The 19704-nt window shown below is 73.2% G+C and carries 13 protein-coding genes and 1 tRNA gene; all 14 read left to right on the forward strand.

Going from position 1 to position 19704, the window contains the following annotated elements:
• Positions 1–85: 85 nt before the first annotated feature.
• The 14 genes from ESG85_RS30320 to ESG85_RS35185 all read left to right on the forward strand — a co-directional run bounded on the left by ESG85_RS30320 (position 86) and on the right by ESG85_RS35185 (position 19654).
• Positions 86–2440, forward strand: a complete 2355-nt coding sequence (locus ESG85_RS30320; protein WP_128984370.1) for a sodium-translocating pyrophosphatase — start codon at positions 86–88, stop codon at positions 2438–2440.
• Between the two features lie 189 nt (positions 2441–2629).
• Positions 2630–3304, forward strand: a complete 675-nt coding sequence (locus tag ESG85_RS30325; protein ID WP_128984371.1) for a small secreted protein — start codon at positions 2630–2632, stop codon at positions 3302–3304.
• A gap of 287 nt (positions 3305–3591) precedes the next feature.
• Positions 3592–5139 (forward strand): DUF7059 domain-containing protein, encoded by a 1548-nt coding sequence (locus tag ESG85_RS30330; protein WP_128984372.1) that lies wholly within the window; start codon positions 3592–3594, stop codon positions 5137–5139.
• A complete protein-coding gene (locus ESG85_RS30335; RefSeq protein WP_128984373.1) occupies positions 5136–6146 on the forward strand; it encodes an ArsR/SmtB family transcription factor in 1011 nt (336 codons plus the stop codon). Before ESG85_RS30330 ends, ESG85_RS30335 begins: the two co-directional genes overlap by 4 nt.
• A gap of 60 nt (positions 6147–6206) precedes the next feature.
• Positions 6207–7208: an ABC transporter ATP-binding protein gene (locus ESG85_RS30340; RefSeq protein ID WP_128984374.1), complete on the forward strand. Its 1002-nt coding sequence runs from the start codon at positions 6207–6209 to the stop codon at positions 7206–7208.
• Entirely contained in the window at positions 7205–7987 is a 783-nt protein-coding gene (locus tag ESG85_RS30345; protein ID WP_246095408.1) for an ABC transporter permease, read from the forward strand. The genes ESG85_RS30340 and ESG85_RS30345 overlap by 4 nt, the downstream gene beginning before the upstream one ends.
• Positions 7988–7997: 10 nt before the next feature.
• The gene (locus ESG85_RS30350) at positions 7998–8792 is read left to right on the forward strand and encodes an ABC transporter permease (protein WP_128984375.1); all 795 of its coding nucleotides are present in this window, start codon (positions 7998–8000) and stop codon (positions 8790–8792) included.
• A gap of 368 nt (positions 8793–9160) precedes the next feature.
• A complete protein-coding gene (locus tag ESG85_RS30355) occupies positions 9161–9358 on the forward strand; it encodes a hypothetical protein (protein ID WP_128984376.1) in 198 nt (65 codons plus the stop codon).
• A 262-nt stretch (positions 9359–9620) separates the two neighbouring features.
• Positions 9621–12464, forward strand: coding sequence for a type I DNA topoisomerase (gene topA, locus ESG85_RS30360; protein WP_128984377.1), 2844 nt, complete (start codon positions 9621–9623; stop codon positions 12462–12464).
• A 120-nt stretch (positions 12465–12584) separates the two neighbouring features.
• Positions 12585–15971 (forward strand): dTMP kinase, encoded by a 3387-nt coding sequence (gene tmk / locus ESG85_RS30365; RefSeq protein ID WP_128984378.1) that lies wholly within the window; start codon positions 12585–12587, stop codon positions 15969–15971.
• A 284-nt stretch (positions 15972–16255) separates the two neighbouring features.
• Entirely contained in the window at positions 16256–17458 is a 1203-nt protein-coding gene (locus ESG85_RS30370) for a DNA polymerase III subunit delta' (protein WP_128984379.1), read from the forward strand.
• 188 nt (positions 17459–17646) lie between these two features.
• Entirely contained in the window at positions 17647–19182 is a 1536-nt protein-coding gene (locus tag ESG85_RS30375; protein ID WP_128984380.1) for an alpha/beta hydrolase, read from the forward strand.
• A 74-nt stretch (positions 19183–19256) separates the two neighbouring features.
• Positions 19257–19333: transfer RNA gene (locus ESG85_RS30380), tRNA-Thr, on the forward strand.
• A gap of 171 nt (positions 19334–19504) precedes the next feature.
• Positions 19505–19654: a hypothetical protein gene (locus ESG85_RS35185; protein ID WP_164986354.1), complete on the forward strand. Its 150-nt coding sequence runs from the start codon at positions 19505–19507 to the stop codon at positions 19652–19654.
• Positions 19655–19704 lie beyond the last annotated feature (50 nt).

Genomic DNA, 19704 nt, shown 5'->3' on the forward strand with positions numbered 1-19704 from the left:
ATTACCATTGCGGCGCCCTGTTTTGATCAGGTTTCCCTCCTTACAATCCGGCTTGTCTTGACCCCTCGACGTCAAGGAGGACGGAATGGCGGGTCTAGCAGCCGCGGTGCTCACCGAGGAGAACCGCGTGATCGTGATCGTCGTCGCGGCCGTCGCGCTCGCGGCGCTGGTCGTGGCACAGCTCCTCGTCCGGCAGGTCCTCGCGGCCGGCGAGGGTACGGAGAAGATGCGGAGTATCGCGGCCGCCGTCCAGGAAGGCGCGAACGCCTACCTCGCCCGGCAGCTGCGCACCCTCGGTGTCTTCGCCGTCGTCGTGTTCTTCCTGCTGTTCCTGCTGCCGGCCGACAACTGGTCGCAGCGGGCCGGACGCTCGCTGTTCTTCCTGGTGGGCGCGCTTTTCTCGGCGGTCACCGGATATGTGGGAATGCGGCTCGCCGTACGCGCGAACGTCCGGGTGGCCGCGGCGGCCCGGGAGGCCACTCCGGCCGAGGGCGAGCCGGCGAAGGACCTGACCTCGGTCGCCCACAAGGCGATGAAGATCGCCTTCCGCACCGGCGGTGTGGTCGGCATGTTCACCGTGGGGCTCGGCCTGCTCGGCGCCTCCTGCGTGGTCCTCGTCTACGCCGCCGACGCGCCCAAGGTCCTGGAGGGATTCGGGCTCGGCGCCGCCCTCATCGCCATGTTCATGAGGGTCGGCGGCGGCATCTTCACCAAGGCCGCCGACGTCGGCGCGGACCTCGTCGGCAAGGTCGAGCAGGGCATCCCCGAGGACGACCCGCGCAACGCCGCCACCATCGCCGACAACGTGGGCGACAACGTCGGCGACTGCGCCGGCATGGCCGCCGACCTCTTCGAGTCGTACGCCGTGACGCTGGTCGCCGCGCTGATCCTCGGCAAGGCCGCGTTCGGCGACCTCGGTCTCGCCTTCCCGCTGATGGTGCCGGCGATCGGCGTGGTCACCGCGATGATCGGCATCCTCGCGGTGGCTCCGCGGCGCGCCGACCGCAGCGGGATGACCGCCATCAACCGCGGCTTCTTCCTGTCCGCGGTGATCTCGCTGGCGCTCGTCGCCGTCGTCGCCTTCGCCTACCTCCCGTCCTCCTACGCCGGACTCGAGGGCGTCACCGAGCCCGGCATCGCCCGGCACGACGGCGACCCCCGGGTGCTCGCGCTCGTCGCGGTCGCCATCGGCATCGTGCTCGCCGCGCTCATCCAGCAGCTCACCGGCTACTTCACCGAGACCGGACGGCGCCCGGTCCGCGACATCGGCAAGTCCTCGCTGACCGGTCCCGCCACCGTCGTCCTCGCGGGCATCTCCATCGGCCTGGAGTCGGCCGTCTACACGGCGCTGCTGATCGGTCTCGCCGTCTACGGGGCCTTCCTGCTCGGCGGCGCCTCGATCATGCTCGCGCTGTTCGCGGTCGCCCTCGCCGGTACCGGGCTGCTCACCACCGTCGGCGTGATCGTCGCCATGGACACCTTCGGTCCGGTCTCCGACAACGCCCAGGGCATCGCCGAGATGTCCGGCGACGTGCAGGGCGCCGGCGCGCAGGTGCTGACCGACCTCGACGCCGTCGGCAACACCACGAAGGCGATCACCAAGGGCATCGCGATCGCCACCGCCGTCCTCGCGGCGTCGGCGCTGTTCGGTTCCTACCGGGACGCCATCGCGACCGCCGTCGCCGACGTCGGGGCGAAGGCGGGCGACATGAACCTCTCCATGGACATCTCGCAGCCCAACAACCTCTTCGGCATGGTGCTCGGCGCCGCCGTCGTGTTCCTCTTCTCCGGACTCGCGATCAACGCCGTGTCCCGGTCGGCCGGTGCCGTGGTGTACGAGGTGCGGCGGCAGTTCCGCGAGCACCCCGGGATCATGGACTACAGCGAGAAGCCCGAGTACGGACGGGTCGTCGACATCTGCACCAAGGACGCCCTGCGCGAGCTCGCCACGCCCGGACTGCTCGCCGTGATGGCGCCGATCGCGGTCGGCTTCACCCTCGGTGTCGGCGCGCTCGGCGCGTATCTCGCGGGCGCCATCGGCACGGGCGCGCTGATGGCCGTGTTCCTCGCCAACTCCGGCGGAGCCTGGGACAACGCGAAGAAACTGGTCGAGGACGGCCATCACGGCGGCAAGGGCAGCGACGCCCACGCCGCGACGGTGATCGGCGACACCGTCGGCGATCCGTTCAAGGACACCGCCGGGCCGTCCATCAACCCGCTCCTGAAGGTCATGAACCTGGTGGCGCTGCTGATCGCCCCCGCCGTTGTGCAATTCGCCTACGGGGACGACGCCAACCCCTGGCTGCGGGCGCTGGTCGCGCTGTCGGCGTTCGTCGTCATCGTGGTGGCCGTACGGGTCTCCAAGCGGCGGTCCGTGACGGTCGGGGAGGACGCGGCGGAGCGGAACGGCTCCTCGCAGGACGCCGCCGTCACGCCGTAGCGGAGCCCCGGAAGCGGTTGGTGAGGACCCGTCATCATGGGGGCGGACGGCACGTTCTGACGTGACGTCCGCCCCTGTCTCCTTGGTTCAAACGGCTGCAATATCGGATGAATCGGTCCCACGATCGGTGGATGTCCTCCGTGCGACGTGTATGTTCCGGGGCCGAGAGCCTTGGAAGGGACCGATCCGGTGAACAAGAAGCTTGCGGCCGCACTGTCCGGCGGCGCGGTACTGGTGCTCGTGCTGTCCGGTTGCAGCGACGAGGGCGACAAGGTCAACGACTGGGCCAAGACGTTCTGCGACCAGGCACAGCCGCAGATCCAGAAGCGGGCCAACGCCAACCAGCTGATCATCTCCACGGCGGCCGACAGCAAGCCCGAGGCGATCAAGGCGGCCGACTCGAAGGCCTTCCAGGACATCGCCGACGCCGACCGGGCCCTCGCCAAGGCCGTCGAGAGCGCCGGGGTGCCGCCGGTCGACAACGGCGAGAAGGTCCAGCAGGACGCCATCAAGGAGCTCAACGCCACGGCCACGGCCTACGACGGCCTGAAGAAGCAGGTGGACGCGCTCGACACGTCGAACCAGCAGAAGTTCGCGGACGGCCTGAAGGTCGTCTCCGACAACCTGGCGAAGATCCAGAACATGGACCAGGACGCCGTCGCCAAGCTCCAGGCCGGCGAGCTCGGCCAGGCCATGGCCAAGCAGCCCGGCTGCCAGACGCCCAAGGCGTCGGTGCCGCCGAGCGCGTCCCCGAAGGCCGGCGCCCCGGCGACCGGCTCTGCCGCGCCCTCCGCCAAGCCCGCGGACAAGCCCGCCGACAAGCCCTCCGACAAGTCCTCCGCCACGGCCAAGAGCGAGGAGTAGGCGCCACGACGCCACGGCGCCACGGCGCTGTGGCGCCGCGACGAAGCACGATGCGGGCGAGGCCCGTCCGGTCCCAGCCCGCGCCCCCGGACGGGCCTCGCTCGTTCCCGGTCGGGGCTCCCCAGGCCCGTCCGGACCGGCCCGGCCCCGCCGGCGCCCACCCCGGCCGGCCCGGCCCGCGCGCACCCCGCCCCCGCCCGTCCGGACCGGCCCCCGCCGCCTCCTCCCGGCGGGCGGACGCGGCGTGGTGACGTCGATGGCTGCCGTTGTCGGTGGCGGCCGTCACAATGGGGCACGTGAGTACGACCAGCACGTCCCCCAGCCTTCCGGTGCCCACGCACGCCGCCCGACTGCGCGAGGCCCTGCTCGCCGCCGACTTCACCGCCGACGGTCTGCTCGACCTGCTCGGCGCCCAGGCCTACGCCGCCCTCGCCCGCAGCGAGACCGTGCCCGCGCTGCGGGCCACCCGCGGGGACTCCCCGCTGGAGACCCTCGTCCGTCTCTTCCTGCTCCAGAGCGGCGTCGAGCAGGAGCGGGCCGCCGCCGCGCTGCCTCTGGAGGAGGCGCTGGCCGACGGCTGGCTGGTCCGTGAGGACGGCGCCGTGCACGCCACGGTCGACGTCCGGCCGTACGGCGGACCGGACGGTGAGGACTGGTTCATCGTCTCCGACCTCGGCTGCGCCGTCGGCGGCGCGGGCGGCATCGGGAAGAAGGACGAAGGGGTCGTCCTCGGCGTCGGCGGGGCCTCCACCACCCTCGCCGGCATCACCGTCCGCACCCCGGTCGCCACCGCGCTGGACCTCGGCACCGGTTCCGGCATCCAGGCGCTGCACGCCGCACAGCACGCCACCCTGGTCACCGCCACCGACCTCAACCCGCGCGCCCTCGACTTCACCCGGCTCACCCTCGCCCTCTCCGGGGCCCGAGGCGCCGAGCTGCTGCGGGGCTCCCTGTTCGAGCCCGTCGACGGCGACACGTACGACCTGATCGTCTCCAACCCGCCGTTCGTGATCTCGCCCGGCGCGGGACTGACCTACCGGGACGGCGGCATGACGGGTGACGACCTGTGCCGCACCCTCGTGCAGCAGGCCGGCGACCGGCTCAACGACGGCGGATACGCGCAGTTCCTCGCCAACTGGCAGCACGTCGACGGCGAGGAGTGGCAGGACCGGCTCCGCTCCTGGGTTCCGGCCGGCTGCGACGCCTGGATCGTGCAGCGCGAGGTCCAGGACGTCACCCAGTACACCGAGCTGTGGCTGCGCGACAGCGGGGAGCACCGCGGTGACCCGGAGGAGTACCGCCGGGCGTACGGACGCTGGCTCGACGAGTTCGAGGCCGGCAAGACCAAGGCCATCGGCTTCGGCTGGATCACCCTCCGCAAGAACGCGGCCGTCGCCTCGGGCCGGATCGAGCCCTCGATCGTCGTCGAGGAGTGGCCGCATCCCGTCGAGCAGCCGCTCGGCGACACCGTCCGGGCCCACTTCGAGCGCCAGGACTACCTCCGCGGCCGTGACGACGCGGCGCTGCTCGCCGACAGCTTCGTGCTCGCGCCGGAGGTCGTGCAGGAGCAGGTCGGCCTGCCGGGCGCCGAGGACCCGGAGCACGTCCTGCTGCGGCAGAACCGGGGCATGCGCCGCGCCACCCGCGTCGACCACGTCGCCGCCGGGTTCGCGGGCGTGTGCGACGGCACCCTCAGCGCCGGCCGGATCCTCGACGCGATCGGCCAGCTCACCGGCGAGGACCCGGTCATGCTGCGGGACCGCACCCCGCAGGCCATCCGGCTCCTGGTCGAGGAGGGCTTCCTGCTGCCCGCGACGGGAGAGGAGACCGCTTGATACGCATCGAGCTCGACGAGGCCGCGCTCGGCGCGACCCGGCTCGCGACGAGCCCGCTGCGGGACGCCTTCTGCGCCCTCCACCTGCAGCTCCCGCAGCGCAACCCCTCCTGGCCCTATCAGGAGTGGGTGGGGCACGCGCGTGAGGTGTGGCGCGAGGACGACCGGCTGCGGCCGTTGTGGGACCTGCTCGCCGAAGGGCGGTACGAGGTCTCCGACTTCCTGATGCCCCGGCCCGTCGGCACCGTCGACGTGTACGAGGAGCTGGACCTGCTGCGGGCCACCGACCCGGATGTCGTCCGCGAGCAGGCAGCCGTCTGCTATCCCGGCATGGCCGAGGAGCCCTTCCTGCGGCCGTACCTGACGGACCCGCAGGCGGCCTGCGCGGCGCTCGCCGACGCGTACGCCGCCTGGTGGGAGGAGGCCATCGCGCCGTACTGGCCGGTCATGCGCCGGCTCGTGGAGGACGAAGTCCTCGTCCGTGCCAGGACCTTCGCCACCGAGGGCGTCGACGCGCTCTTCGGCGGGCTCGAGAGCCGGGGGCGCTGGGAGCGGCCCGTGCTCGAACTGACGAAGTACATCGACGCGGAGTACGCGGCGGGGGAGCGGCGGCTCGTGCTGGTGCCGCTGGTGTTCGCCGAGGGCTGCCGGCTCTACTCGATCGACGACCCCGAGGTCCTCACCGTGTCCTTCCAAGCCAGGGGCGCCGGAGTGCTGCGCGAGCGGCCGGCCGGGCCCGCCGGCGGCGGCGACCGGCTGGGGCTGCTCCTCGGCCGGGGGCGGGCCGCCGTGCTCAGGGAGCTGGACGGACCGCTGACCACGCACGGCCTCGCGGACCGGCTCGGCCTCGCGCCCAGCACCGTCTCCGAGCACCTGTCGCTGCTCGCCGACGCGGACGTCGTCACCCGCCACCGGGTGGGGCGTTCGGTCTACTACCAGCTCACCGACACCGGACGTTCCCTGCTCGCCCTGCTCGCCGGCGAAGGGGTGCTGACGGCCGCCGCCTGACGATTCGGGGGCTCCCGAATCGTTCGCCCCGCGGTCGCCGGCGCTCCTACCGTCCGGCGCATGCTTGCGATCGAGGCGGACGCGCTGCGCCGCACCTACACCAGCCGGACCGGATGGCTCCGGCCCCGCCGTACCGAGACCGAGGCCGTGCGCGGGGTCACCTTCGACGTGTCCCGCGGCGAGCTGTTCGGGCTGCTCGGGCCGAACGGCGCCGGGAAGACCACGACCATCAAGATGCTCAACACCCTGCTCCTGCCGACCTCCGGCACGGCCCGGGTGTTCGGGCACGACGTGGCCCGCGAGCCCGTGGCCGTGCGACGGCGGATCGGTTACGTCTTCGGCGGCGACCGCGGCCTGTACGAGCGGCTCAGCGCGCTCGACAACCTGCGCTACTTCGCCGAGTTGTACGGTGTCGGAGCCCGCGACCAGAAGCGGCGGATCGGCGAACTCCTCGACCTGGTCGGCCTCACCGGGCGCGAGCGGGAGCGCGTCGAGGGCTATTCGCGCGGCATGCGGCAACGGCTGCACATCGCGCGCGGGCTGCTGCACCGGCCCGACGTGCTGTTCCTCGACGAGCCGTCCATCGGCGTCGACCCCGTCGCCGCCCGCGACCTGCGCCGCACCGTCGCCGGCCTCGCCGCCGCCGGAACCACCGTGCTGCTCACCACGCACTACATGGCCGAGGCCGACGAACTGTGCGACCGCATCGCCGTCATCGCGGGCGGCCGGATCCGGGCCCTCGGCACGCCCGAGAGCCTGAAGGCCCGGGTCGGGGACCGGGACGTGCTGGAGTTCGAGGTGTACGGCGTCGACGAGGAGCTGCTCGCCCGCGTCCGCCGGATCCCGGGCGTACGCGGCGCCGCCGTCGAGGAGCGCGGCACGGCACAGGCCCTGACCGTGCAGAGCGACCGCGGGGCGGAACCGCACGCGCGGGTCCTGGCGGCGCTCGACGGCGTGCGCGTCGGACGGGTCGTCAGCCGCGAACCGTCCCTGGAGGACGCCTACATCGCGATCGTGGAGGACGCGACGGCCCGCCGTGAACCTGCGGAGGTGACCGCGTGACCCGTGTCGCGAGGCTGCCGCGTCTCGTCGGCGTCGGCGTGCGCACACACGTCTCGTACATGTCGCGCTCGCCGATCGAGATCACCTTCGCCGTGCTCGTCCCGCTCGTCTACGCGACCCTCGCCGTCTACCTGTTCCGCGCCGCCGGAGACCCCGACCGGCTGCTCACCGCCTCCGTCGGCGCCGGGCTCATGGGCATCTGGGGCTCGGTGCTGTTCGGTTCGGGCGGGGCGGTGCAGAACCAGCGGTGGCTCGGCACCCTCGAGACCCTGGTCGTCGCGCCGACCCCGCTCGCGCTCGTCCTGCTGCCGATCACCCTCGCGACGGCCGTGACCGGCACGTACGCGATGGGCGCGACCGTGGTGTGGGGGGTGGTCCTGTTCGGGGTGCCGCTGGACTTCGCGCACCCGCTGCTCTTCCTGCTCGCCGTGCCGGTCTGCGTGCTCGCCCTCGGGATGACCGGACTGCTGCTCGCCGCCGCCTTCGTCCTGCTGCGCAACGCCAACGCCCTGGCCAACCCGCTCGACACGCCCGTCTGGCTGCTGTCCGGCCTGCTCGTGCCGGTCACCGTGCTGCCCGCCTGGACGCACCCGGTCTCCTGGGCGCTGCCCACCACCTGGGGCGCCCGGGCCGTGCACGCGGCGACCTCCGGCGGCGACGTGCTCACGCCGATGCTCGCCGCCCTGGCGCTCGGCACCGGCTACGCCCTGGCCGCCGTCCTCGTCCTGGGCCGGGTGGAGCGCCGGGCGCGCGCCGCCGCGACCCTCACCCTCGCCTGAAAGGTCCGCCGTGCTGTTCCGCTTCCTCTCCTCCGCGCGGCTCGTCCTCGTCGGCGGAGCCCTCTCGTACCGCGCCCTGTTCAACTGGACGACGCCGCCCATGTTCGTCGGAACCCTGCTGGTCGGCCCGCTCCTTCAGGTTTTCTTCTTCGTCTTCCTCGGGCGGGAACTCCAGGTCGCCGACGACCGTTTCCACCTTGTCGGCAACGCCGTGCTCGCAGCTTCCGCCTCCTGCGTGTACGGCGGGACGATGGCCGTCGCCAACGAGCGCCGGTACGGCACCCTCGGGGCCGTCCTGCTCTCACCTCGGCACCGGGGCCCGCTGTGGGCGGGTCGCGCTCTGCCGTATGTCCTCAACGGGCTGCTCGTCAGCGCGTTCGTGCTCGCCGCCGCCGCGGCCGTGCTCGGGCTGCCCGTACCGGTGGAGGCGCTGCCCGGACTCGCTCTGGTGCTGCTCGCCGGAGCCGCGGCCTGCTCGGCGTTCGGGCTCGCGCTCGGGGCACTCGGTCTGCGCTTCCGCGACGTGTTCCTGGTGTCGAACGTGGCGAGCTCGGTCCTGCTGCTCCTGACGGGCGCCGCCGTGCCACGGAACACGCTGCCCGAATGGATGCGGACGACCGGGGAGCTGCTGCCGCTGACCCATGCGGCCGACGCGGCGCGCCGCCTCACCGCGGGCGACGGCCTCGACGCCCGGCTGCTCGGGACGGAGCTGCTGGTCGGCGCGGGCTACGCGATCCTCGCCCTCGCCCTGCTCGCCGTCTTCGAGCGGGGCAGCCGGCGCCGCGCCACGCTCGACGTGATGTGAGCGGGGTGACGTCGGCAACAGGACGAGCGGACGTGACGGGCCGACGTGAGGGGCCGAAGTGAGGGGCCGATGTGACGGGTGACGTGGCGAGCCCAGGAGACAGAACGACCTGACGGGACGACGTGACGACGGGACGACGTGACGACGAGAGGACGTGACGACGTGACGACGTGACGACGTGACGACGTGACGAAGGAAGGAGGGTGGAAGGGGGACTACCGGCCATCCTCGTGAAACCGTTCGGGCCCGACCGTGCCGTTCAGCGTGCGTTCGCGCTGGTGACGCCCTGCCGACGCCCGGAGGTGCCAGCCTCGCCCCCGGGGCCGAGAGGCGCCGGAAAGTGACGGGCGAGGGGACGGGGTACGGGCATGGAGAGCGGTCCGGCGATCTTCGCGGGAGCGGCGTTCACGCTGTTCGGAGCCGCGCTGCTGTGCTGGACGGGCGTCCGCGTGCGGTACGGCGAGCCCGTCGCGGCCGGCGTGGCGCGGCGCACCGCGGCGGTGCTCACGGGCCTCTTCGGGGCCGGCTCGCTCCTCCTCGGGATCTGGTGCTTCGGGCGGCTGTGAAACGGACCCGGCCGGATGGTCGCCCCGGCCTGTCCGGGAGTCCGGGCGGCAGGAAGGGCAGGAGTCGGGTTACCGTTCGAGTGGCCGTTGCGGGCTTTCGCCGTTTGACACGGGGGCGGGTTGTACCGTCACACTCCGCAGCGACGTCAGCGTCACCGTACGTGTCGCTGCCGTGCGTGCCAGCGCAGCCCGTACGCAGTGCGTCGTACGGTCGCAGTACGCAGTACGTGCCAGAGAGCGTCGACCGGAGAGAAGAGCGAAGTTGTCCCCGACCAGCGAGACCGCACAGGGCGGCCGCCGACTCGTCATCGTCGAGTCGCCTGCCAAGGCGAAGACGATCAAGGGCTACCTCGGCCCCGGCTACGTCGTCGAGGCGAGCGTCGGGCACATCCGCGACCTCCCGAGCGGCGCCGCCGAGGTGCCCGAGAAGTACACCGGCGAGGTGCGCCGTCTCGGCGTCGACGTCGATCACGACTTCGCGCCCATCTACGTCGTCAACGCCGACAAGAAGGCGCAGGTCAGGAAGCTCAAGGAGCTGCTGGCCGAGTCCGACGAGCTCTTCCTCGCCACCGATGAGGACCGCGAGGGCGAGGCCATCGCGTGGCACCTCCAGGAGGTCCTCAAGCCCAAGGTGCCCGTGCACCGGATGGTCTTCCACGAGATCACCAAGGACGCCATCCAGCAGGCCGTGCGCAACCCGCGCGAGCTCAACAAGCGGATGGTCGACGCCCAGGAGACCCGCCGCATCCTCGACCGCCTCTACGGCTACGAGGTGTCGCCGGTCCTCTGGAAAAAGGTCATGCGCGGCCTGTCCGCCGGCCGCGTCCAGTCCGTCGCCACCCGGCTCGTCGTCGAGCGCGAGCGCGAGCGCATCGCCTTCCGCTCCGCCGAGTACTGGGACCTCACCGGCACCTTCTCCACCGGCCGCGCCGGCGACCCGTCCGACCCGTCGTCCCTGGTCGCACGGCTCGCGACGGTCGACGGCAAGCGGGTCGCACAGGGCCGTGACTTCGGCGCCGACGGGCAGCTGAAGACCGCGAACGTGCTCCACCTCGACGAGGGGAAGGCCCGCGCGCTCGCCGCCTCCCTCGCCGACACCCGCTTCTCCGTCCGCTCGGTCGAGTCGAAGCCGTACCGCCGCTCCCCGTACGCGCCGTTCCGCACCACCACCCTCCAGCAGGAGGCCAGCCGTAAGCTCGGCTTCGGCGCGAAGGCGACCATGCAGGTGGCGCAGAAGCTGTACGAGAACGGCTTCATCACCTACATGCGTACGGACTCCACGGTGCTGTCCGAGACCGCCGTGTCGGCGGCCCGCGCCCAGGTCACGCAGCTGTACGGCGCCGACTACCTGCCGGAGAAGCCGCGCGTCTACGCCGGCAAGGTCAAGAACGCCCAGGAGGCGCACGAGGCGATCAGGCCTTCGGGTGATCGTTTCCGCACCCCGGCGGAGACCGGTCTGACCGGTGACCAGTTCCGGCTCTACGAGCTGATCTGGAAGCGGACCGTCGCCTCCCAGATGAAGGACGCGACCGGCAACTCCGTCACCGTCAGGATCGGCGGCACCGCCGCCGACGGCCGCGACGCCGAGTTCACGGCCTCCGGCAAGACCATCACCTTCCACGGCTTCATGAAGGCCTACGTCGAGGGCGCCGACGACCCGAACGCGGAGCTCGACGACCGCGAGCGGCGCCTGCCGCAGGTCGCCGAGGGCGACGCGCTCGCCGCCGAGGAGATCACCGCCGACGGCCACGCCACCAAGCCGCCGGCCCGCTACACCGAGGCCAGCCTGGTCAAGGAGCTCGAAGAGCGCGAGATCGGCCGCCCGTCGACGTACGCCTCGATCATCGGCACCATCCTCGACCGCGGCTACGTCTTCAAGAAGGGCACGGCCCTCGTGCCGTCCTTCCTGTCCTTCGCCGTGGTCAACCTCCTGGAGAAGCACTTCGGGCGGCTCGTCGACTACGACTTCACCGCCAGGATGGAGGACGACCTCGACCGCATCGCGCGCGGCGAGGCCCAGGCGGTGCCGTGGCTGAAGCGCTTCTACTTCGGCGAGGGCGGCGCCACCGGCCCCGAGGGCTCCGGTGCTGCGGACGCCGGCAACGGCGACGGCGACCACCTCGGCGGTCTGAAGGAGCTCGTCACCGACCTCGGCGCGATCGACGCGCGCGAGATCTCCTCCTTCCCGGTCGGCAACGGCATCGTGCTCCGCGTCGGCCGCTACGGCCCGTACGTCGAGCGCGGCGAGAAGGACCAGGAAGGCCACCAGCGCGCCGACGTGCCCGGTGACATGGCGCCGGACGAGCTGACCGTCGAGTACGCCGAGGAACTGCTCGCCAAGCCGAGCGGCGACTTCGAGCTGGGCACCGACCCGGCCAGCGGCAACATGATCGTCGCCAAGGACGGCCGCTACGGCCCGTACGTGACGGAGATCCTGCCCGAGGACACCCCGAAGACCGGCAAGAACGCGGTCAAGCCGCGCACCGCCTCGCTCTTCAAGACGATGTCGGTCGACACGGTGACCCTCGAGGAGGCCCTCAAGCTGATGTCGCTGCCGCGCGTCGTCGGCACCGACGCCGAGGGCGTCGAGATCACCGCGCAGAACGGCCGCTACGGCCCGTACCTCAAGAAGGGCACGGACTCGCGGTCCCTCACCGACGAGGAGCAGCTGTTCACGATCACGCTGGAGGAGGCGCTGGCGATCTACGCCCAGCCCAAGCAGCGTGGCCGGGCCGCCGCCAAGCCTCCGCTGAAGGAGCTCGGCACCGACCCCGTCAGCGAGAAGCCCGTGGTCGTCAAGGACGGCCGCTTCGGCCCGTACGTGACCGACGGCGAGACCAACGCCACCCTGCGCACCGGCGACAGCGTGGAGACGATCACGCCCGAGCGCGGCTACGAGCTGCTCGCCGAGAAGCGGGCCAAGGGCCCCGCGAAGAAGGCGGCCAAGAAGGCGCCCGCGAAGAAGACCGCCACCAAGAAGACGGCGGCCAAGAAGACGACGACGGCCAAGACCGCGGCGAAGAAGACCACCGCCGCGAAGAAGACCACGACGGCGAAGAAGACCACCGCCGCCGCCAAGAAGACGGCGGCCGCGAAGCCGGAGTGACGCGGCCGGAGTGACGCTCGCGACACCGCGGGGAGGGCAGGGGCCACGGCGCCCGCCCTCCCCGCTTCTTTGTTCGGGCGGAGGCCACGGGCAGCAAGGCCCTCCGGATAGGGTGGACGGATGACGCGAGCAGAGCAGCCAGACACCGACGCCGCACTCGTCGCCGATTCCCGGGAGCGTGCCGTACGGGCCCTCTTGCGCCATCAGCCCCTGCGAAGGCTGTGGAGCGCCCAGTTCACCGGTAGCACGGGCGACGCCCTCGCCCTCCTCGTCCTGGTGCTGCTCGGCCTCCATGCGGCCGTCGTCAGCGGTGCGCTGGGCGGCGGATACCGGGGCGCCGCGCTCGCCGTCGCCGCCGTCATCGGCGTACGGATGCTCGCCGCGGTCCTCTTCGGCGCCGTGCTGCTCGGCCCGCTCACCGCGCTGACCGCGTCCGGCGGCCCGCTCGACCGCCGCTGGACCATGATCGGCGCCGACGCGGTACGGCTCGCGCTGCTCGTCGTCGCCCCGCTGTGGCTCGACTGGACCCGGGACGGCGCCCTCCCGGCCCTGCTCGGCACCGTCTTCGTCGCCGGCGCCGCCGAACGCCTGTGGACGATCGCCAGGGAAGGCGCGGCGCCCGCGCTGCTGCCCGCCCCGCCGATCGAGGGCGAGGCCGTCCGGCCGCTGCCCGACCACCTCGGCGCGCTGCGCACGCTCAGCCTGCGCACCGGATTCCTCGCGGTACCCACGGCCGCCGCCGTCCTGCTGCTCGCGACGCTCGTGGGCAACCTGCTCGGCAGCGGCATCGACTGGTTCGGCGAGCACCAGGCCGCCCTCGGCTCGTACGTCGCCGCCGGCCTGTTCGCGGCGTCCGTCTCCCTCCTGTGGTTCCTGGAGCTGCCCGGCGGCCAGACCCCGCGGCCCCGCTCGCCCCTGGAGGGCCTGCGCCGCCCGTCGAGCGGCGGCCAGGGCCCCGAGAAGGGCCGCACCGGCGCGCTCGGACTGATCGTGCTCGCCTCCGCCACCGTCGCCGGCGCCATCGCGGCCGCCGCGGCCGTCTCCGTGCTCCACGCGGGCGACCTGGGCGGCGGGCCCGTCACGTACGCGCTGCTGATCCTCGCGCTCAGCGGCGCGACCGCCGTCGGCATCCGCACCGCCGGATCCGTGCTCACCGTGCTCTCGCGGCGCCGGCTGTTCGCGCTGGCCGTCGCCGTCACCGGCATCGCCCTGCTCGCGATGGGCCTGGTGCCCGACACGGCGACCGTGCTCGCGCTCGCCGCCCTCGCCGGTTACGCCGCCGGAGTCGCCGCCCGCACCGGGCACAGCCTCGCCGAACAGGAGACCGAGGAGGCCCGCAGGCCGCGGGTCGCCGAGCACCTCCGGGCCGTCGCCCGCGTCGGCATCGGGACCGGCGCCCTCGGCGCGCCGCTGCTCGCCGCCGCGATCGGCCCGCACCGGCTCGCCTCCGGCAGCTTCGTCTTCGCCCACGGCGGCGCCGCGTTCACCCTGATGCTGGTCGGCGCGCTGCTGCTGCCGGTCGCCGCGCTCGTCCTCGCCAAGACCGACGACCGGTCCGGCGTCCCGCTCCGCCGCGACCTGCGCGACGCGCTGCGCGGCGCCGACCCGGCCCAGGCGCCCTCGCCGACCGGCTTCTTCATCGCCCTGGAGGGCGGCGACGGCGCCGGCAAGTCCACCCAGGTCCAGGCGCTCGCCGACTGGATCCGCGCCAAGGGCCACGAGGTCGTCGTCACCCGCGAGCCCGGCGCCACGCCGATCGGCAAGCGGCTCCGCTCGATCCTGCTCGACGTGTCGTCGGCGGGCCTCTCGAACCGCGCCGAGGCGCTCCTGTACGCGGCCGACCGCGCCGAGCACGTCGACTCGCTGGTCCGGCCCGCCCTGGAGCGGGGCGCGGTGGTGATCTCCGACCGGTACATCGACTCGTCCGTCGCCTACCAGGGCGCCGGACGCGACCTGTCCCCGACCGAGATCGCCCGCATCAACCGCTGGGCCACCGGCGGGCTCGTCCCGCACCTGACCGTGCTCCTCGACGTCTCCCCGGAGACCGCGCGCGAGCGCTTCACCGAGGCGCCCGACCGGCTCGAGTCCGAGCCGCCCGAGTTCCACGCGCGCGTGCGGGCCGGTTTCCTCGCCCTCGCCGCCGGCGACCCCGGCCGTTACCTCGTCGTCGACGCCGGCCAGGAGCCCGAGGCCGTCACCACCGTCGTACGCCACCGGCTCGACCGGATGCTGCCGCTCTCCGAGGCCGAGGTGAAGGCCCAGGAGGAGGCGCGCAGGAAGGCCGAGGAGGAGGCCCGGCGCAAGGCCGAGGAAGAGGCCGCCCGCAAGGCCGAGGAGGAGCGCCTGGAGCGCGAGCGCCAGGAGCAGCTCGCCAAGCTCCGTGCCGAGGAGGAGGCGCGGCGCAAGGCCGAGGAGGAAGAGGCCCGGCGCCTGGAGGCCGAACGGCAGGCCGAGGAGGCCCGGCAGCGCGCCGAGGAGGCGCGGATCGCCGCAGAGGAGGAGCGCAGGCGGCGCGAGGCCGAGGAGAAGGCCCGCCGCGAGGAGGAGGAACGGCGCCGCAAGGAGGCCGAGGAGGAGGCCCGGCTGCGGGCCGAGGCCGAGGAGCGCCGCAAGGAGAAGCAGCGCAAGGCCGAGGAGGCCCTGCTGCGCGCCGAGGAGGCCCGCCGGCTCGCGGAGGCCGCCGCGGCGAAGGCGGCCGAGGAGGCCGCGGCGCGCAAGGCGGCCGAAGAGGCTGCCGCCCTGCGGGCAGCGGAGCAGAAGGCAGCGGCGGAGCGCGCGGCTGCGGAGCAGGCCGCGGCCGAGCGTGCGGCTGCGGCGAAGGCCGCCGCGGAGCAGGCTGCCGCCGAGCGGGCCGTCGCCGAGAAGGCTGCTGCCGAGAAGGCGGAGGCCGAGCGCCGGGCGGAGGCCGCGCGCCGGGCCGCCGAGGCGAAGGCGCTGGAGGAGTCGGCGAACGAGGTCACGGTCGAGACCCCGATCGTGCGGCCGAACCTGACCAAGGGCCCGGACATGACCAAGCGCCCGGAGCGGGGCCGGGGCGCGGACCCGCGGGCGGGTGCCGCGTACGTCCCGGAGGCGGACGACGCGCCGACCGTGTCGCCGAACGAGATCACCGTCCCGACCCCCGTCGTGCGGCTCGACCAGGAGACCACGGTCATCCCTCGGATCCGGGAGACCGGGCCCCGCGAGGTCGACGAGACGGCCGTGCTGCCGTCCGTGCGGGACGACGCCCCGGCCGACCGGGTGCCGCAGGGCTTCTTCCGCGACGAGCAGGACGACCGGGACGCCCGGGACGTTCAGGCCGGACGGGACGACCGGGCCGGACGGGACGGTTCGACGGGGGCGAACGACCGCACCCGCGAGCTGCCCCAGCTCGACGAGCAGGGCCGGCCGCGGCGCCGCTCCGACTGGGCCGAGGAGACGCCGCTCGACGACCTCCCGACCCTCGCGGACGAACTGCTGGGCGCCTTCGGCGACGACGACGAGGACGACCGCCGGCGTCGCGGCTGAGGAGGCCCGGGCGGGCGGCGCGGCTGAGGGGACTCGCGTGGGCGGCGCGGCTGACGGGACTCGCGCGGCGGCGCGGCTGAGAGGACCTGGGCCCGAAGGGATGTGCCTGAGGGGACCTGGGTCCGAAGGGATGTGCCTGAGGGGCCTCTGACCGAGGGGCCTTTGACGGGGGACGCGCTGGGAGGCCTCTGTAGGCGGGACCCGCTGGGAGGCCCCTGTAGGCGGGACCCGCTGTCAGACGGGTGCCCCACAATGGGGGGCGTACCTGAGGAGGGGCAGCAGACATGGCCGTATGGGACGACCTCGTGGGGCAGCCGCGGGTCGAGGAGCAGCTGGCCGCCGCCGCGCGCGACGCCGACGCGCTCGTGACCGCGCACGCCGCCGGCGTGGCCGCTCCCGAGGCGTCCAAGATGACGCACGCGTGGCTGTTCACCGGCCCCCCCGGGGCCGGTCGGGACACGGCGGCGCGGGCGTTCGCCGCGGCGCTGCAGTGCGTCAGCCCGGACCGGGCGCTGGGCGGCGCGCCGGGCTGCGGCTTCTGCGACGGCTGCCACACGGCCCTGGTGGGCACGCACGCGGACGTCGAAGTGGTGCGGACGGACCTGCTGTCCATCGGCGTGAAGGAGACCCGTGACCTGGTCCGGCGGGCCCAGTTGTCGCCCGCCGGTAGACGCTGGCAGGTCATCGTCCTGGAGGACGCGGACCGGCTCACCGAGGGCGCGGCGAACGTGCTCCTGAAGGCGGTCGAGGAGCCGGCACCACGCACGGTGTGGCTGCTGTGCGCGCCGTCCCTGGAGGACGTGCTGCCCACGATCCGCTCCCGCTGCCGGCACCTGACGCTGACCACACCCTCCGTGGACGCGGTCGCCGACCTGCTGATCCGCCGCGACGGCGTCGAACCGGAGGTGGCGCACGCCGCCGCCCGGGCCACCCAGGGCCACATCGACCGCGCCCGGCGGCTCGCCACGGACGAGCGGGCGCGGGCCCGCCGCGCGGTCGTGCTGAAGCTGCCGCTGAGGGTCGGTGACGTCGGCGGCGGGCTGCGCGCGGCGCAGGAGCTGATCGACGCGGCCGCCGAGGACGCGAAGCAGGTCGCCGAGGAGATCGACGTCAAGGAGACCGAGGAGCTGAAGGCGGCACTCGGCGCGGCCCAGGGCGGCCGGATGCCGCGGGGCACGGCCGGCGCGATGAAGGAGCTGGAGGAGCGCCAGAAGCGCCGCCGCACCCGCACCCAGCGCGACAGCCTGGACCTCGCGCTGTCCGACCTGACCGGCTTCTACCGCGACGTGCTGGCCCTGCAGCTGCGCGCGGCGACGCCGCTGGCCAACGAGGACGTACGGGACTCCGTGGAGCGGATCGCCCGCGACACCACGCCCGAGCGCACCCTGCGCCGCATCGAGGCGGTCCTCGCCTGCCGGGAGGCCCTCGACCGCAACGTGGCGCCGCTGCTGGCGGTGGAGGCCATGACGATGGAGCTGCGCGACTAGGGCGTCCGGCGGATCAGGGGTCGGGTAGGCCCTGGGACGGTCGCGCCGACGCGTGCGCGTGGCGACCGGCCACGGTGGTGCTGTGCGCGGGCCCCGTCCACGGGCCGAAGCGCTGTCCACAGGAGGCAGGAGCGGGGAGGCACGGGCGGATTGGACACGTTACGTACCCGTGCCGATACGCTCCGGGAATGGACTCCCGGCGGTTGCTTCGCAGTACCGCCATCGCCCTCGCGGTCGGTGGCCTCGTCCTTTCCGGCTGTACGGACGGGAGCGGCGCCGCCGCGCCCCCGTCGAGCACGCCCGGGGCGGCGGGTCCGGCGCCGCTGGCCGCGTACTACGGGCAGAAGGTGTCGTGGCGGGACTGCGGCGTGCCGGACTTCCAGTGCGCCACGGTGCGGGTGCCGCTCGACTACGCGAAGCCCGACGGCGAGCGGGTCGAGCTGGCCGTGACGCGGTCGAAGGCCACCGGGCCCGGCAAGCGGCTCGGCTCGCTCCTGGTGAACCCGGGCGGCCCCGGAGGCTCGGCCGTCGGCTACGTGCAGGGTTACGCGGGCATCGGCTACCCGGCCCCGGTCCGGGCCCGGTACGACATCGTGGGCGTCGATCCGCGCGGTGTCGCCCGCAGCGCGCCGGTGGAGTGCCTCACGGGCCCGCAGATGGACGCGTACACGCAGGTGGACGTGACGCCCGACAGCGCGGCCGAGCAGAACGCGCTGGCGGGCTCCTACAAGGGTTACGCCGCGGCGTGCGCGAAGCGCTCCGGCGCGGTGCTGCCGCACGTCTCCACGGTGGAGGCGGCGCGGGACATGGACATCGTCCGGGCGGTGCTCGGCGACGAGAAGCTGACGTACGTGGGGGCCTCGTACGGCACGTTCCTGGGGGCCACGTACGCCGAGCTGTTCCCCGCGCGCGTGGGGCGGCTGGTGCTCGACGGCGCGATGGACCCGTCGCTGACCGCGGAGCAGCTCAACCGTGAGCAGGCGGCCGGATTCGAGACCTCGATCAACGCCTTCGCCGCCGACTGCGTGAAGCAGCGGGACTGCCCGCTCGGCACGACGTCGGTGCCGGCGGCCCTCGACGCGCTGAAGGCCTTCTTCCGCGAGACGGACGCCCGGCCGGTGCCGACCGGCGAGAGCCGGCAGCTGGGCGAGTCCCTCGCCACGACGGGCGTGATCGCCGCGATGTACGACGAATCGGCCTGGCCGCAGCTGCGGGAGGCGCTGACCCGGGCGATGGGCGGCGAGGGTTCGGCTCTGCTGGCGCTGGCCGACACGTACTACGAGCGGGAGCCGGACGGCACGTACGCGAACCTGATGTCCGCGAACGCGGCGGTGAACTGCCTGGACCTCCCACCGGCCTTCTCCGGCCCGGCCTCGGCCGAGAAGGCGGTGCCGTCCTTCGAGAAGGCCTCCCCGGTCTTCGGCCGCAACCTCGCGTGGGCCGCCCTCAACTGCGCCTACTGGCCGGCCCCGGCCACCGGCCGACCCCACCGCATCACGGCCGAGGGCGCCGCCCCGATCGTCGTCGTCGGCACCACCCGCGACCCCGCCACCCCCTACAAGTGGGCTCGCGCCCTCGCCGGGCAGCTCTCTTCCGGCACCCTCCTCACCTACGAAGGCGACGGCCACACGGCATACGGCCGGGGCAGCGACTGCATCGACTCGGCGATCAACGCCTACCTCCTGGAAGGCACCCTGCCAACGGACGGAAAGCGCTGCTCATAGGGGTGGTCAGAGCACTCCCGGAAACTGTGTAGACTTGGCGACGCTGCTGCACCCACCATGGGACGCACGGCGGCGCCGCCTTAGCTCAGTTGGCCAGAGCAACGCACTCGTAATGCGTAGGTCTCGGGTTCGAATCCCGAAGGCGGCTCCATGGAAACCCTGGTCAGATACACGCTGACCAGGGTTTTTTCTTGTATTCAGGGCGGTCGGGGCGGAGCGTGGTGACCTTCGCACCCTCGTTGCGTGCCCGTTGCGTGCCCAGGGGTTCGCGGGTGGGGTGGCCTCGACTGCGGTCGGCGGCGGGGTGGATAGAGTCGCCGGCATGGGGGAACGGGGCGTGCGGGTGAAGCGGTGCAAGCAGTGTCACCGGGTGCTGGACGCGCCGCGGTGGCGGCGGCCGAAGCGGTTCTGCCGGCGGTGGCATCAGGTGCGGTACTGGCTCGAGGAGCTGGGTGAGCTGGTGTTCGGCTAGGTCGTCTCTTCCGGGTCCGGGGAGGGTCCGAGTGGGTGGTCTCTTCCGGG

The sequence above is a fragment of the Streptomyces roseicoloratus genome, assembly GCF_004117935.1.
GTDB classification, from domain to species: domain Bacteria; phylum Actinomycetota; class Actinomycetes; order Streptomycetales; family Streptomycetaceae; genus Streptomyces; species Streptomyces roseicoloratus.